Source organism: Pseudomonas alkylphenolica, from assembly GCF_000746525.1.
GTDB classification, from domain to species: domain Bacteria; phylum Pseudomonadota; class Gammaproteobacteria; order Pseudomonadales; family Pseudomonadaceae; genus Aquipseudomonas; species Aquipseudomonas alkylphenolica.
This window is the reverse complement of the sequence record NZ_CP009048.1, coordinates 99741-114754: the sequence shown is the minus strand read 5'-3', so window position 1 is coordinate 114754 and position 15014 is coordinate 99741. Positions and strand designations below refer to the sequence as shown.

Sequence of the window (15014 nt, the reverse complement as noted above, 5' to 3'; positions counted from 1 at the left end):
AGGAGCATCGAAGGGCTTCACCAGCCATTCAGTTACTCTGAGTCGTGGTTCACCGGTTTAGTTCCAAAGGTTTGAAAACTATTTGCGATAGGGCAGATATTTTTTACTACCAAGCCTCTGGACCGGTAAAAAGCCGCGACGATATGCCGCAGCTTTTCCCCGCATTTAACTGCATTTTTAATGCGCTTCGTCCCAGTTTGCCCCCACACCGACCTCAACCAGCAGCGGTACATCGAGTGCTGCGGCATTGCTCATGTGTGGACGAATTTGTTCACGCACCTGCTCAACCAGGTCCTCGCGTACCTCCAGCACCAGTTCGTCGTGCACCTGCAGGATCACCCGGGCGTCCAGCCCCGAGTCGGTCAGCCAGTTATCCACAGCCACCATGGCGCGCTTGATGATGTCTGCCGCCGTACCCTGCATCGGCGCGTTGATCGCTGTGCGTTCCGCGCCTTTGCGCAAGGCCGGGTTCTTCGCGTTGATTTCCGGCAGGTACAGGCGACGACCGAACAGGGTTTCGACAAAACCTTGCTCAGCGGCCTGTGCCCGGGTGCGCTCCATGTACGCCAGTACACCGGGGTAACGGGCGAAATAGCGATCGATGTAGGCCTGCGACTGCTTGCGGTCGACACCGATCTGCTTGGCCAGGCCAAAGGCGCTCATGCCGTAGATCAGGCCGAAGTTGATCGCTTTGGCACTGCGCCGCTGGTCGGTGGTGACTTCGGCCAGGTCGACGCCAAACACCTCGGCAGCCGTTGCCCGGTGTACGTCCAGGTCGTTGCGGAAGGCGTGCAGCAAGCCCTCGTCTTTGGCCAGGTGCGCCATGATCCGCAGTTCGATCTGCGAATAGTCGGCCGCCAACAGCTTGTAGCCGGGCGCGGCAATGAAGGCCTGACGGATTCGCCGGCCTTCGGCGGTACGGATCGGGATGTTCTGCAGGTTCGGGTCACTGGACGACAAACGGCCAGTGGCTGCCACCGCTTGCTGGTAGGAAGTGTGGATACGCCCGGTGCGCGGGTTGATCTGCTCCGGCAAGCGGTCGGTGTAGGTGCTTTTGAGCTTGCTCAGGGAGCGGTACTGCATCAGCACCTTGGGCAGCGGGAAGTCCATCTCGGCCAGCTCCGCCAGCACTGCTTCGGCCGTCGAAGCCTGGCCTTTGGCGGTTTTGTTGAGTACCGGCATGCCCAGCTTTTCGTAGAGGATCACGCCCAGCTGCTTGGGCGAGCCGAGGTTGAACTCCTCACCGGCAATGTCGAAGGCCTCACGCTCCAGCTGCACCAGCTTCTCGCCCAGCTCGACACTCTGGATGCCGAGCAGGTTGGCATCGACCAGCGCACCCTGGCGCTCGATCTTCGCCAGAACCGGCACCAGCGGCATCTCGATATCGTTCAGCACTGGCAGCACGCTTGGGGTCTTGGCCAGCTTCTGTTGCAGCGCCTGGTGCAGGCGCAGGGTCACATCGGCGTCTTCCGCGGCGTAGGGGCCGGCCTGTTCAAGGCTGATCTGGTCGAAGGTCAGCTGTTTGGCGCCTTTGCCAGCAATGTCGGTGAAACCGATGGTGGTGTGGTTCAGGTACTTGAGCGCCAGGCTGTCCATGTCATGACGGGTAGCCGTCGAGTCGAGCACATAGGACTCAAGCATGGTGTCGTAAGCCACGCCCTGCATCAGGATGCCGTTGGCGATATCACCGCCGATGGCGCAGTTGGCGAGGATGTTCATGTCGTACTTGGCGTTCTGCCCGACCTTGAGCTTTTTCGGGTCTTCGAGCAGCGGTTTGAGCGCCAGCAGCACTGTGTCGCGGTCCAGTTGCTCAGGTACGCCCATGTAGGTGTGGGTCAACGGCACATAAGCGGCCTCATGGGCCTGCACTGCGAACGACAGGCCAACCAGCTGCGCTTGTTGCGCATCCAGGCCAGTGGTCTCGGTATCGAAGGCGAACAGTGGCGCTTTACGCAGCTTTTCCAGCCAGACGTCGAAGCGGGCCTGATCGAGGATGGTTTCATATTTCGCTTCGACAGTTTCCTCAGGCGTCTCGACAACGATTTCCTGACCGGCGCGCTTGGCGTCGCGCTGCACTTCGTCGATCCAGCTCTTGAACTCCATCTCTGTATACAGCTCAAGCAGCGCATCACGGTCCGGTTCGCCGCAGACCAGCTCATCCACTTCAACCTCCAGCGGCACATCGATCTTGATGGTCGCCAGTTCATAGGAGAGGAAGGCCGCATCGCGGTGCTCTTCAAGCTTGGCAGGCAGGGTCTTGGCGCCGCGAATGGCCAGGCCCGGAACCTTGTCGAGGTTCTCGTACAGCTCGCGCAGGCCGCCGCCGATACCGGTGAGCAGGCCGACGGCGGTTTTTTCACCCACCCCAGGCACACCCGGGATGTTGTCGACCTTGTCACCCATCAGGGCGAGGAAATCGATGATGTGCTCAGGACCGACGCCGAATTTCTCGTGCACGCCAGGCACATCGAGGACAGTACCGGTCATGGTGTTGACCAGCGTAATGTGGCCATCGACCAACTGCGCCATGTCTTTGTCGCCAGTGGAGATGATCACCGGACGACCGGCTGCGGCACTGCTGCGGGCCAGGGTGCCGATCACATCGTCGGCTTCAACACCTTCGACGCACAGCAGTGGATAACCCAAGGCGCGGACGCTGGCGTGCAACGGCTCAACCTGCACCCGCAGATCGTCCGGCATGCTTGGGCGGTTGGCCTTGTACTCGGCGAACATTTCGTCGCGAAAGGTCCCGCCCTTGGCGTCGAACACCACCGCAAACAGACTGTCCGGGTATTGCCTGCGCAGGCTCTTGAGCATGTTCAGCACGCCTTTGACCGCACCGGTCGGCATGCCCTTGGAGGTGGTCAGCGGCGGCAGCGCGTGAAAGGCGCGGTAGAGGTATGAGGAACCGTCCACCAGGACGAGGGGAGCTTGGCTCATGAGCAGAATCAACCTTTTCGACGGGCCCGGCGCTAGAATGTCCGGAACATTGACGACAAAGGGACAAGGTTATCATGCGTACACTAAATCGCCTGTTGCTGCTCGGTCTGTTGGCAGTCACTCCGGTCGTCACTCTGGCAGCGGAAGACGCGCCATCGGCTGATCCGGAAGTAACCATTCGCACGGAAGGCGACAAAACCATTCAGGAATACCGGCAAAATGGCTTCCTGTATGCAATCAAGGTCACCCCGAAAGGGGGTAAGCCTTATTTCCTGGTACGCGCTGATGGCTCGGAAGGTAATTTCATTCGCTCCGACCAACCGGACATGCTGATCCCGTCGTGGAAAATCTTCGAGTGGTAAGGCGTACCCTTTACATCAACCTGGCACTTCCCTGCTGAAGTGCCCGTATGGGCAATTTTTGATCATGTCAGTCTTCACCCCCCTGACCCGGCCTGAGCTGGAAACCTTTCTGGCGCCTTACGGCCTGGGCCGCCTGCGGGACTTCCAGGGCATTGCCGCCGGCACCGAGAACAGCAACTTCTTTGTCAGTCTGGAACAGGGAGAGTACGTGCTGACGCTGGTCGAACGCGGGCCGATCCAGGACCTGCCGTTCTTCATCGAGTTGCTTGATGTCCTGCACGACGCTGACCTGCCGGTGCCTTACGCCTTGCGTGGCAATGACGGCGTGGCGCTGCGCGAGCTGGCCGGCAAACCGGCGCTGCTGCAACCGCGCCTGCCCGGCAAGCACATCAAGGACGTCAACAACCAGCACTGTGTGCAGATCGGCGAGCTACTCGGCCACCTGCACCTGGCCACCCGTGACAAGGTCCTGGAGCGCAAGACCGACCGCGGCCTGGACTGGATGCTGGAGACCGGTGCCGAGCTGATGCCGCGCCTGAACGCCGAGCAACGCCAGCTGCTACAGGCTTGCCTGGATGAGATCGCTGAGCACCACGCGCAGATCATGGCCCTGCCACGCGCCAACCTGCACGCCGACCTGTTCCGCGACAACGTGCTGTTCGAAGGCACCCACCTGACCGGTCTGATCGACTTCTACAACGCCTGCTCGGGGCCGATGCTGTATGACCTGGCGATCACCCTCAATGACTGGTGCTGTGACGATGCTGGGCAGATCAATGGCGCGCGTGCGCGGGCATTGTTGGGTGCATATGCGGCGCTGCGCCCCTTCACCTCGGCAGAGGCGCAGTTGTGGCCGGTGATGTTGCGCATTGCCTGTGTGCGCTTCTGGCTGTCGCGCCTGATCGCTGCCGAGTCGTTTGCCGGGATGGACGTGCTGATTCACGATCCGGCCGATTTTGAAGTGCGCCTGGCGGCGCGCCAGCAGGTGGAAATCGCCCTTCCGTTTGCTTTGTAAGCTATCGCGGGGCAAGCCCGCTCCCACGGTGGGAGCGGGCTTGCCCCGCGAAAAAAGCGCTACAGCTTCTCCAGGCACCCCGCCAGATCATTCCCCAACTTCTCTAGCAACTGCTCATAGCCCTGAGCACTGGCCGGCGCTGTCCCGCCCAACGCATCCAGTTCAGCCAGGGTCACCGGCAAACCTGCGGTCAGCGTCTCGGCCAGGCGCGGGCGCAGTGGCGGCTCACTGAACACACAGGTCTTGCCCACTTCCTGCAGGCGCTTGCGCATCGCTGCCACATGCTGAGCACCCGGTTGCACTTCGGCCGCCACGCTGAACACCCCGGTGTGCTTGAGGCCATAAGCCGACTCGAAATAATCGAACGCCTCATGGAACACGAAGAACGGTTTGCCGCTGATACCGGCCAGGCGCTTTTTCAAACGCGCATCCAGGGCATCCAGGCGTTCGCCAAAGGCCTTCAGGTTGCTCTGGTAGCGTGCGGCATTGGCCGCATCGGCAGCGCTGAGGTCGGCAGCCATCTTCGCTGCGATGACCCGGGCATTGGCCGACGACAGCCAGAGGTGGGCATCGAGACTGCCTGGGCGATGATCGTGATCGTGTTCGTCGCCATCTTCGTCATGCGAGTGGCTATCTTCGCCAAAGTGGCGCAAGTGCAAGCCGGGCAGGTCCTGCACCGCGACACTGGGCTTGCTGCGGCCCTTGAGCACCCGTGGCAGGAAGCCCTCCATGTCCGGGCCGATCCAGTACAGCAGCTCGACGTCACCCACCCGCCGCACGTCGGAGGGACGCAGTGCGTAGTGATGCGGGGAGGCGCCTGGCGGCAGCAGCACTTCAGGGCTGCCAACGCCGTCCTGAACTGCCGCGGCGATCTGCTGCAGGGGCTTGATACTGGTCAGGACACGGACCTCGGCCTGTGCCTGGGCCATCACCAGAGTGGTGATAAAAGCGACAAAAAGGGCAAAAAATCGGGACACGATGACCACTCAAAGGGGCAGGAACAGGTAACATAATAACGTCTCCAATCAGAACCGTCGCCGCTCATGCCTAAAACCCCGTTGGCCAATCGTCCCCACGACCATTCCCATTGCGTCCACAGCGCCCTGGCTGAGGCCGATGTGCTGTGCGCACGCAAAGGCCTGCGCCTGACCGCCCTGCGTCGGCGCGTGCTGGAGCTGGTGTGGCAGAGCCATAAACCGCTGGGTGCCTACGACATTTTGGCGGTATTGAGCGAGCAGGACGGTCGTCGCGCGGCGCCGCCGACCGTCTACCGGGCCCTGGATTTCCTGTTGGAAAACAGCCTGGTGCACCGTATCGCCTCGCTGAACGCCTTCATCGGCTGCAGTCACCCCGAGCATGCCCACCAGGGGCAGTTCCTGATCTGCCGGGAGTGCCATGTGGCGATCGAGTTGGAGCAGACCAGCATCAGCAACGCCATTGTCGCCAGCGCCAAGGACGTCGGCTTCAGCGTCGAAGCGCAAACCGTCGAAGTGGTCGGCTTGTGCGGCAACTGCCGGAGCGCCTGATGAGCAATGCGCTGATTCGCCTCGAACAGGTCGGCGTGGCTTTCTCCGGACAGGCCGTGCTCGACAGCATCGACCTGGCCGTCGAACCCGGGCAGATCGTCACCCTGATCGGCCCCAACGGTGCCGGCAAAACCACCCTGGTGCGCGCCGTGCTTGGCTTGCTCAAGCCCCACACCGGCAAGGTCTGGCGCAAGCCGCGCCTGCGCATCGGCTACATGCCGCAGAAGCTGCATGTGGATGCCACCTTGCCGCTGTCGGTCCTGCGCTTTCTGCGCCTGGTACCAGGTGTCGACCGTGCCGCCGCCCTCAGCGCGTTGCAGGAAGTCGGTGCCGAACAGGTGATCGACAGCCCGATCCAGGGTATTTCCGGTGGTGAAATGCAGCGCGTGCTGCTGGCCCGGGCGCTGTTGCGCGAACCTGAACTGCTGGTGCTGGATGAGCCGGTGCAAGGCGTCGATGTCGCCGGCCAGGCCGAGCTGTACAGCCTGATCACGCGTTTGCGTGACCGCCATGGCTGCGGCGTGCTGATGGTCTCCCACGACCTGCACCTGGTGATGAGCACCACCGACCAGGTGGTTTGCCTGAACCGCCACGTCTGCTGCTCCGGCCACCCGGAACAGGTCAGCGGCGATCCAGCCTTCGTCGAATTGTTCGGCAGCAATGCGCCAAGCCTGGCGATCTACCATCACCATCACGACCACGCCCACGACCTGCATGGCTCGGTGGTTGCCCCGGCCCAAGGCGGCCACGTACACGGAGAACACTGCAAGCATGGCTGATTTTCTGCTTTACGCCCTGCTCGCAGGTTTGGCCCTGGCCCTGGTCGCCGGCCCCTTGGGATCATTCGTGGTCTGGCGGCGCATGGCCTATTTCGGCGACACCCTCTCACATGCCGCACTGCTCGGCGTAGCCCTGGGCTTCGTGCTGGATATCAGCCCGGCGCTGGCGGTAACGGTCGGCTGTCTGTTGCTGGCGATCCTGCTGGTCACGCTGCAGCAACGCCAGGCGCTGGCCTCCGACACCTTGCTGGGCATTCTCGCCCCGAGCACCCTGTCGCTCGGCCTGGTGGTACTGAGCTTCATGCACGATGTGCGCATCGACCTGATGGCTTACCTGTTCGGTGATCTGCTGGCGATCAGCCCCGGCGATCTGGCCTGGATCCTCGGCGGCAGTGCGGCGGTGTTGCTGTTGCTGGTGGTCCTCTGGCGCCCGTTGCTGGCGGTGACCGTGCATGAAGAGCTGGCGATGGTCGAAGGCCTGCCGGTGGCGGCGCTGCGTCTGGCCTTGATGCTGTTGATCGCGGTGGTGATTGCCGTGGCGATGAAGATCGTCGGGGTGCTGCTGATTACCTCGCTGCTGATCATCCCGGCCGCTGCAGCGCAACGTCACGCCCGCTCGCCCGAGCAGATGGCCCTGGGCGCCAGCCTGCTGGGGGTTACCGCAGTGTGCGGGGGCCTGGCCTTGTCGTGGTTCAAAGACACCCCGGCCGGCCCGTCGATCGTGGTCTGTGCCGCGGTGCTATTCTTGCTGAGCCTGGCTTGGCCCCGGCGCTGAGCCGCAGGGTGCAGCCAGGGCGGTTGCACCCTGCGACAGTTAAATCACGCAGGGCCCTGAAGATTTATTTTCGAGTCTACGGACTGGGTGTAGACTTGCTCGCTTTTTGCGCAAATAGAGAGTCGCAGGAATGAAGCCGTTCGCCTCCCGTTATCTGCTCCTTGCCGCGTTTTCGCTGATCCTGGCTGCGTGCTCCAGCACCCCGACCGATAACGCCGCCACGCCTGCCCAAGCCGATGCCTGGCAGCAGCTGGAGCAAAGTATCGCCAGCAGTGAGCTGGCCACCGCCGAAGATCAGCTGGCCGCCCTGCAGGCCCAGTACCCCAATGACAGCCGGGTCGAGCAGCACCAGCGGCAATTGGCCGAAGCCTACCTGCAACGCAGCCAGATCGTCCTGCAAAAGGGCGACGTCAATGCCGCCGCCACCGCCCTGAGCCGTGCCCGCGCGCTGATGCCCAAGGCTCCGGCACTGACCGGTGGCGTCAATGGCGCCATCGCCCAGGCCCGCAAGGCTGAACTGGAAAAAGCCGAAGCGGCACTCAAGGCAGCGGAAGCACGTCCCAAGGCCAAGCTTATCGACCCGGGCGCACCGAGCACCGTCGTGGCATTGAAAACCACCAATATTCGCGAAATGCGCCGGCAACTGGATGACATCGCCACTGATGTGGTGAACTACCAGTGCGATGTGGTGCTCCAGGTGCCACGCAAGGATGACGCCCCGTGGCTCAAGACCCTGCTGGGCAAGCGCGTGCATAAGCTCGACAGCGAGTTCGCCCTGCAGCAGTCCCACGAAATCCATCGCAACCAGCCTGCCCAGGCGGTGCTGATTCCGCGTCGTCCTTGAGCAGCCGGGTGGCGCCCCCACCCGCTGCCACGCCCGATACAGGGCGGGCCCGGCGAGCGTTCATTCGGTTTGACCACTGATCGCGTTATTCCCGTAGCATTGGTCAATTGCGAAATAAATGCTAAGAACCTCTATACGAACAGGCTAAAATGCGCCCCCCGGCTAACCGCTGACCCAAATTCCATGCGCCCCACAAGGTTCGCTACGTGATCGAGTTTCAAAATGTACATAAAACCTACCGCGTCGCCGGTAGGGACATCCCCGCGCTGCACCCGACCAACCTGAGTGTCGAAGACGGCCAGGTGTTCGGTCTGATCGGCCACTCCGGTGCCGGTAAAAGTACCCTGCTGCGCCTGATAAACCGTCTGGAAGCCCCAAGCGGCGGCAAGATCATCGTTGACGGTGAAGATGTCACCGCGTTCGACGCCAACGACCTGCGGCGCTTCCGCCAGCAGGTCGGGATGATCTTCCAGCATTTCAACCTGCTGGCGTCCAAGACCGTGGCCGACAACGTCGCGCTGCCTCTGACCCTGGCCGGCGAGCTGTCGCGCAAGGAAATCGACGCCCGTGTCAGTGAACTGCTGGCCCGTGTCGGCCTGTCCGAGCACGCGAAAAAATATCCGGCGCAATTGTCCGGTGGCCAGAAGCAACGCGTCGGCATTGCCCGCGCCTTGGCGACCAAGCCGAAAATCCTGCTCTGCGACGAAGCCACCAGCGCGCTCGATCCGCAGACCACGGCTTCGGTCCTGCAATTGCTGGCAGAGATCAACCGTGAACTGAAACTGACTATCGTGCTGATCACCCATGAAATGGACGTGATCCGCCGGGTCTGTGACCGGGTTGCGGTCATGGATGCCGGGCAGATCGTCGAGCATGGTCCGGTGGCTGATGTATTCCTGCACCCGCAGCACCCGACCACCAAGCGCTTCGTCCAGGAAGACGAGCAGATCGACGAAAACGAACAGCGCGACGACTTTGCCCATGTACCGGGGCGCATCGTGCGCCTGACCTTCCAGGGCGATTCCACCTACGCGCCGCTGCTGGGCACTGTGGCCCGCGAAACCGGCGTGGACTACAGCATCCTCGCTGGCCGCATCGACCGTATCAAAGACACCCCGTATGGGCAGCTGACCCTGGCCGTCACTGGCGGCGACATGGAAGCGGCGTTCGCCCGCTTCACGGCGGCTGATGTTCATATGGAGGTACTGCGTTAATGGACGCCTTGAGTTTCTTTGCCAACGTCGACTGGGCCGAAATCTGGCTGGCGACCATCGACACCATGATCATGCTGTTCGGCTCGCTGTTCTTCACCGTGCTGCTCGGCCTGCCATTGGGCGTGCTGCTGTTCCTCTGCGGCCCGCGCCAGTTGTTCGAGCAGAAGGGCGTGTATGCGCTGCTGTCGCTGGTGGTCAACGTGCTGCGTTCGCTGCCGTTCATCATCCTGCTGATCGTGATGATTCCGTTCACCGTGCTGATCACCGGCACCTCGCTGGGCGTCGCCGGGGCTATCCCGCCGCTGGTGGTGGGAGCTACGCCGTTCTTCGCGCGTCTGGTGGAAACTGCCTTGCGTGAGGTTGATCGCGGCATTATCGAGGCGACCCAGTCGATGGGTGCCACTACTCGCCAGATCATCACCAATGCCTTGCTGCCTGAGGCCCGTCCGGGCATCTTCGCAGCCATCACCGTCACCGCCATTACCCTGGTGTCCTACACCGCGATGGCCGGTGTGGTCGGTGCCGGTGGTCTCGGCGATCTGGCGATCCGCTTCGGCTACCAACGCTTCCAGACCGATGTGATGGTAGTCACCGTGGTCCTGCTGCTGATACTGGTTCAAGTACTGCAGAGCGTGGGCGACAAACTGGTTGTGCATTTTTCCCGTAAGTAACCCCATGGGTCGGCGACGCCGACGCACCGGGGGCCGGACCGGCCCTCACAAGGAGTGATTTGATGAAAAAGCTGCTTGCTGTTGTCGCCGCCGTCGCGGCCTTCTCCGCCCAGGCCGATACCCTGACGGTTGCTGCTACCCCGGTGCCGCACGCCGAGATCCTCGAGTTCGTCAAACCGGCCCTGGCCAAAGAAGGCGTGGACCTGAAGGTGAAGGTGTTCACCGACTACATCCAGCCGAACGTACAGGTTGCCGAGAAGCGCCTGGACGCCAACTTCTTCCAGCACCAGCCGTACCTGGATGAGTTCAACAAGGCCAAGGGCACCAAGCTGGTCAGCGTTGCCGGCGTGCACCTGGAGCCACTGGGCGCCTACTCGAGCAAGTACAAGAAGCTCGATGAGCTGCCATCGACCGCCACCGTGGTGATCCCCAACGACGCCACCAACGGCGGTCGTGCCTTGCTGCTGCTGGACAAGGCCGGCGTAATCAAGCTCAAGGACAACACCAACATCCTCTCGACCGTCAAAGACATCGCCGAGAACAGCAAGAACCTGAAATTCCGTGAGCTGGAAGCGGCGACCATCCCGCGCGTACTGACCCAGGTCGACCTGGCGCTGATCAACACCAACTACGCGCTGGAAGCCAAGCTGAACCCTGAGTCTGATGCACTGGTCATCGAAGGCGCTGACTCGCCGTACGTGAACATCCTGGTTACCCGTGAAGACAACAAGGATGCCGAGGCAGTGAAGAAGCTGGTTGCAGCCCTGCACACCCCGGAAGTGAAGAAGTTCATCGAAGAGAAGTACAAGGGCGCGGTCAAGCCGGCGTTCTGATTCAACAGCCTATCGCAGGACTTCTGTAGGAGCGGATTCATCCGCGATGGGGCGCATCGCGGCCCCAAAAAATGGGCCTGCTGCGCAGTCCATCGCGGATGAATCCGCTCCTACAGTTCAGCCGCGATGCTTTTAGTCCCGCTTAACCAACCCAGGCAACTGAGCCACCAGCTTCTGGTTGTTGAACGGCGCACGAATAAACCCACGCTGCTTGCCATCCGGCCCCAGCAGCGCCAGGTTGCCACTGTGATCCACCGTGTAGTTCGGCTTGCTGGTATCAGCCGGAATGAACGGAATGCTCACCGCATTGGCCAGCTTCTGCAGGTTGTCCAGTGAACCGGTCACGCCGCGGAAGTCCTTGTCGAAATAGCCCAGATACTGTTTGAGCTGGGTCGGGGTGTCCCGATTCGGGTCGACGCTGACCAACACCACCTGCAGCCGCTCCACGGCCTCTTTCGGCAGCTCGCTTTTTACCTGACGCAATTGCGCCAGCGTAGTCGGGCAGATGTCCGGGCAGAAGGTGTAACCGAAGAACAACAACGACCACTTGCCCTTGAGTTCATCCATACGCACTGGCTGGCCGTTCTCGTCGGTCATTTCCAGCGCAGGCACCGTGCGGCTCTGCGGCAGCAGGATGATGCCGGCATCGATCAGTTCGGTCGGGTTGCCCTCACTGCGGCCATTGAGCACCTTGTTGACAGTAAGCCCGAGGATCACGGCGACCAGGGCAACGAGGATGAAGACGGTTTTCTGGGTTCGAGTCATAGGTTCAACAGTAGGTAATGATCAACAAGCAGGGCAATGAATAACAGCAACAGGTACCAGACAGAGTACTTGAAGGTCTTGATCGCCGCGTGCGGCCGACTGCCACGGTACAACACCCAGGCCCATTGCAGGAAGCGCGCGCCCAGCACCAGGGCACAGACCAGGTAGAGCGGCCCGCTCATGTGAATGACGTAGGGCAGCAGGCTGACTGCGAGCAACACCAGGGTGTAAAGCAGGATGTGCACCTTGGTGTAGTGCTCGCCGTGGGTCACCGGCAACATTGGAATATCCGCCTTGGCGTACTCTTCCTTGCGGTGAATGGCCAGGGCCCAGAAGTGTGGCGGAGTCCAGGCGAAAATGATCAGCACCAGCAGCAGCGGCTCGGCGCTGATATGCCCACTGACCGCCACCCAGCCCAGCAACGGCGGCGCCGCGCCGGCCAGGCCGCCAATCACGATGTTCTGCGGCGTGGCCCGTTTGAGAAAACCGGTGTAGATCACCGCATAACCGAGCAGCGAGGCCAGGGTCAACCAGGCGGTGAGGGCGTTGGTAAAGACCAGCAGCAAGGCCATGCCCAGCAGCGCCAGCAACAAGGCAAAGGTCAAAGCCGCGCCAGGCGCTACCCGGCCTTCGGCCAAGGGACGCTTGTGGGTGCGGGCCATCAACGCATCGATGCGCCGGTCCACCACATGGTTGACCACCGCAGCGCCACCGGCACAACAAGCGATACCGAGGTTGCCGAACAGCAGAACGGTCCAGGGCACACCCGCGCGAGTGGCGAGAAACATACCGACCAGGGACGTGACCAGCATCAGCACCACGACCTTGGGCTTGGTCAGCTCCAGGTAGTCGCGCCAGCCTGCCTGGAGCCTGCGTCCGCTTAAAAGCGTCGCCATGAGTTATCTCCCAGATAATGAACGACACCGCCACTGCCCAGCGGTGTCAGGCGCCAGCCCTGGCTGACCCGACGTGCCTTCGCCCTGGCCACCAGGCGAATGCGGTAATTGACCAGCACCATGCACAGCAACAGCATCGCGCCCCCGGCGTTATGGGCCACAGCCACCGGCAATGGCAGGTGGAACAGCACGTTGCTGATGCCCAGGCCGATCTGTACCGCCAGTGCCAGAAGCACCAGGCGGGCGAGTTTGCTGAGTCCATGACGACGCAGCTTCCAGCTCAGCAGCAACAGCACACCGGTCACCAACAATGCGCCCATGCGGTGGCTTAGATGAATCGCGGTACGCGCATCACTGTCCAGCTGTCCGCCCAGGTAATTGGGGCCGATGTGCTGGGTGAGGTGAAAGCCGTTGGCAAAATCCGCCTGTGGCCACCACTGACTATGGCAGGTGGGAAGATCGACACAAGCCACCGCCGCGTAGTTGGCGCTGACCCAGCCGCCCAGGGCGATCTGGCCGATCACCACCAGCAACGCCAGTGCCGCCACCCGGCGCACACTCAGCGGTAGCTTGGGCAGCGGGGCGAACGCCCGCGACAAACGCAGACTCAACAGGAACAACAGGCTCAAGGTGGCGAACCCGCCCAATAGATGTGCCGTGACCACCTGCGGCCACAGCTTGAGGGTCACCGTCCACATGCCGAAGGCCGCCTGGGCGAACACCACGCCGAGCAGCAGCAAGGGCAGACGAAAAGGCTGACCATCACGGCCATGGCGACGCCAGGCCTGGAAGGCGAGCAGGGTGATCACCAAGGCCAGGGTTCCGGCGAAGTAGCGATGGACCATCTCGTTGCGGCCCTTGTGTTCCTCTACCGGCGTATCGGGGAAGTGTCGCTCGGCATGGGCCAGCTGCGCTTCGGTCTTGGGCACGCTGATGAAGCCGTAGCAACCCGGCCAGTCCGGACATCCAAGGCCGGCATGGGTGAGGCGAGTGTAGGCACCGAGCAGGACAACCACCAGTGCCAGCACGGTGGCAAACACAGCAAGGCGAAATCCAGGTCTGGCCATGGTGATGTCCTAGCCGATGTTGGACAGCTTCAGCAGATGGCGCAGGTCATTGAGCAAGTCCTTGCCCTTGACCCTGGCGTCGTAGCGCAGCACCAGGTTGCCATGAGGATCGACAATCCATAGCTGTGCATCCTGCTTGCCCCGGCTCATCTCAGCGTACTTGCTCAGGTCCAGCGGGTAGCGCTGCAGCTGTGGGTATTCGCGATCGAGCCGGGCCTGGTAGTCAGCGCCCAGCGCTTGCGCTGTGGCCAGGGCATGACTGGCGCGGCTGGCATCGCGCCCCAGGCCGATCTGGATCTGCCGCGCCAGGTACACCAGTTGCTGGCAGTCCAGCCCGCACTCTTTGGGGGTGCTGACCAGCAACTGCCAGCGCTGCTCATCGGCACTGACGCCGAGGTCGGCCCGGCTCTGGCCATTGCCGAGCATTTCACCGTGATAGCTGCGGCTGTCCGGGACCCAGAACTGCAACTTGTACATGGCGGTGGCCAGCAGCATCGGGCCGAGGACCACCAGCAGGATCAGGATCAGTTGCAGGCGCCCGCGAGCGCGCCCGGTCGGCGCCTTGCCTTCAGACATGTTGAGTGGACTCGTGACGGCTCCCATGCTGTTTCTCCTTGTTGTTATGCCAGCCGAAGTAGAGGTAGAGCAGGACCAACGCCAGCGCCAGGGCGAACCACTGCATGGCGTAGCCCAGGTGTTTTTCCGGGCCCATGGCGACTACCGGCCAGTCCAGCCGGTAGCTGGCCGGGCCTGGCTCCAGACGCAATTCGTAAGCGAAGCCTTCACGCGACAACTGCGGCCACAGATGGCTGGCATCAATGGCCGTCAACAGACGCGGCCAGCTGCCGCCTTGCGGGTCGGCATGCAATTGGAAGGTGGCCCCGGGGGCGACGTACACCCAGGCATCCAGGCTCAATGTCTGTGCCGGGGTGCTGAATTGCACCGGGATACGCCGGTCCGGCCACGGCAGCCAGCCGCGATTGACCAGCAGCCAGAGCCCGCTGGCCTGGTCGAGGAAGGGTTGCAGCAGTTCGACGCCGACCTGGCCATCGCGCATGCGATTGTCCAGCAACAGGCTGTGCTCGGCATCGAACTGACCGAACAGGTGCACCCGGCGATAAGCCGGGTCCTTCAATTGAGGCAACTGTGCGGCGCCCGAGGCTTCACCGGCCTGGCGCTCGGCATAGCTGGCGAGCAACTCGCGCTTTTCTTGCGCCCGCGCCAACTGCCAGCAGCCCAGGGCAATCAGCCCAGGGAACAGCATCAGCACCACCAGGGTCGGCACCCAACCTGGGCGAAATGGCTTCACCCGGTCACCCCATGCTCG

At 62.3% G+C, this 15014-nt stretch carries 16 protein-coding genes; 9 read left to right on the top strand and 7 right to left on the bottom strand.

What is annotated here, in order from left to right:
- Positions 1-177 precede the first annotated feature (177 nt).
- Positions 178-2940, bottom strand: coding sequence for a DNA polymerase I (gene polA / locus PSAKL28_RS00535; protein WP_038605250.1), 2763 nt, complete (start codon positions 2938-2940; stop codon positions 178-180).
- Between the two features lie 74 nt (positions 2941-3014).
- On the opposite strand from polA, the gene PSAKL28_RS00530 reads away from it, so the two are divergent.
- Positions 3015-3302 carry a DUF2782 domain-containing protein gene (locus tag PSAKL28_RS00530; RefSeq protein ID WP_038605248.1) on the top strand — a complete coding sequence of 96 codons (288 nt, stop codon included), beginning with the start codon at positions 3015-3017 and terminating at the stop codon, positions 3300-3302.
- A gap of 64 nt (positions 3303-3366) precedes the next feature.
- Positions 3367-4317, top strand: a complete 951-nt coding sequence (locus tag PSAKL28_RS00525) for a homoserine kinase (RefSeq protein WP_038616167.1) — start codon at positions 3367-3369, stop codon at positions 4315-4317.
- Between the two features lie 59 nt (positions 4318-4376).
- On the opposite strand, the gene PSAKL28_RS00520 is transcribed toward PSAKL28_RS00525, so the two are convergent.
- Positions 4377-5294 (bottom strand): zinc ABC transporter substrate-binding protein, encoded by a 918-nt coding sequence (locus tag PSAKL28_RS00520; RefSeq protein ID WP_075226618.1) that lies wholly within the window; start codon positions 5292-5294, stop codon positions 4377-4379.
- 66 nt (positions 5295-5360) lie between these two features.
- On the opposite strand from PSAKL28_RS00520, the gene zur reads away from it, so the two are divergent.
- From zur to PSAKL28_RS00485, 7 genes are all read left to right on the top strand, one after another.
- Positions 5361-5843 carry a zinc uptake transcriptional repressor Zur gene (zur, locus tag PSAKL28_RS00515; RefSeq protein WP_038605245.1) on the top strand — a complete coding sequence of 161 codons (483 nt, stop codon included), beginning with the start codon at positions 5361-5363 and terminating at the stop codon, positions 5841-5843.
- The gene (gene znuC, locus PSAKL28_RS00510; protein WP_038605244.1) at positions 5843-6622 is read left to right on the top strand and encodes a zinc ABC transporter ATP-binding protein ZnuC; all 780 of its coding nucleotides are present in this window, start codon (positions 5843-5845) and stop codon (positions 6620-6622) included. Before zur ends, znuC begins: the two co-directional genes overlap by 1 nt.
- Complete coding sequence (gene znuB / locus PSAKL28_RS00505) at positions 6615-7397, top strand: zinc ABC transporter permease subunit ZnuB (RefSeq protein WP_038605242.1); 783 nt, start codon at positions 6615-6617, stop codon at positions 7395-7397. The genes znuC and znuB overlap by 8 nt, the downstream gene beginning before the upstream one ends.
- 130 nt (positions 7398-7527) lie before the next feature.
- The gene (locus tag PSAKL28_RS00500; protein WP_038605240.1) at positions 7528-8241 is read left to right on the top strand and encodes a PA5502 family lipoprotein; all 714 of its coding nucleotides are present in this window, start codon (positions 7528-7530) and stop codon (positions 8239-8241) included.
- Positions 8242-8447: 206 nt separating this feature from the next.
- Entirely contained in the window at positions 8448-9455 is a 1008-nt protein-coding gene (locus PSAKL28_RS00495; RefSeq protein WP_038605238.1) for a methionine ABC transporter ATP-binding protein, read from the top strand.
- The gene (locus tag PSAKL28_RS00490; protein ID WP_038605236.1) at positions 9455-10126 is read left to right on the top strand and encodes a methionine ABC transporter permease; all 672 of its coding nucleotides are present in this window, start codon (positions 9455-9457) and stop codon (positions 10124-10126) included. Before PSAKL28_RS00495 ends, PSAKL28_RS00490 begins: the two co-directional genes overlap by 1 nt.
- Positions 10127-10188: 62 nt before the next feature.
- Entirely contained in the window at positions 10189-10959 is a 771-nt protein-coding gene (locus PSAKL28_RS00485) for a MetQ/NlpA family ABC transporter substrate-binding protein (RefSeq protein ID WP_038605234.1), read from the top strand.
- Between the two features lie 132 nt (positions 10960-11091).
- Here PSAKL28_RS00485 and PSAKL28_RS00480 read toward each other — a convergent pair whose 3' ends face one another.
- From PSAKL28_RS00480 to PSAKL28_RS00460, 5 genes are read right to left on the bottom strand one after another with little or no spacing between them, the layout of a single operon-like run.
- Positions 11092-11724 carry an SCO family protein gene (locus tag PSAKL28_RS00480; RefSeq protein WP_038605232.1) on the bottom strand — a complete coding sequence of 211 codons (633 nt, stop codon included), beginning with the start codon at positions 11722-11724 and terminating at the stop codon, positions 11092-11094.
- Positions 11721-12620 (bottom strand): heme o synthase, encoded by a 900-nt coding sequence (gene cyoE / locus PSAKL28_RS00475; RefSeq protein ID WP_038605230.1) that lies wholly within the window; start codon positions 12618-12620, stop codon positions 11721-11723. The genes PSAKL28_RS00480 and cyoE overlap by 4 nt, the downstream gene beginning before the upstream one ends.
- A complete protein-coding gene (locus PSAKL28_RS00470) occupies positions 12605-13687 on the bottom strand; it encodes a COX15/CtaA family protein (protein WP_038605228.1) in 1083 nt (360 codons plus the stop codon). Before PSAKL28_RS00470 ends, cyoE begins: the two co-directional genes overlap by 16 nt.
- A 9-nt stretch (positions 13688-13696) precedes the next feature.
- Positions 13697-14290 carry a PA_0111/PP_0108 family redox-active disulfide protein gene (locus tag PSAKL28_RS00465; RefSeq protein ID WP_038605226.1) on the bottom strand — a complete coding sequence of 198 codons (594 nt, stop codon included), beginning with the start codon at positions 14288-14290 and terminating at the stop codon, positions 13697-13699.
- Positions 14256-14996, bottom strand: coding sequence for an SURF1 family protein (locus PSAKL28_RS00460; RefSeq protein WP_038605224.1), 741 nt, complete (start codon positions 14994-14996; stop codon positions 14256-14258). The genes PSAKL28_RS00465 and PSAKL28_RS00460 overlap by 35 nt, the downstream gene beginning before the upstream one ends.
- Positions 14997-15014: the final 18 nt, after the last annotated feature.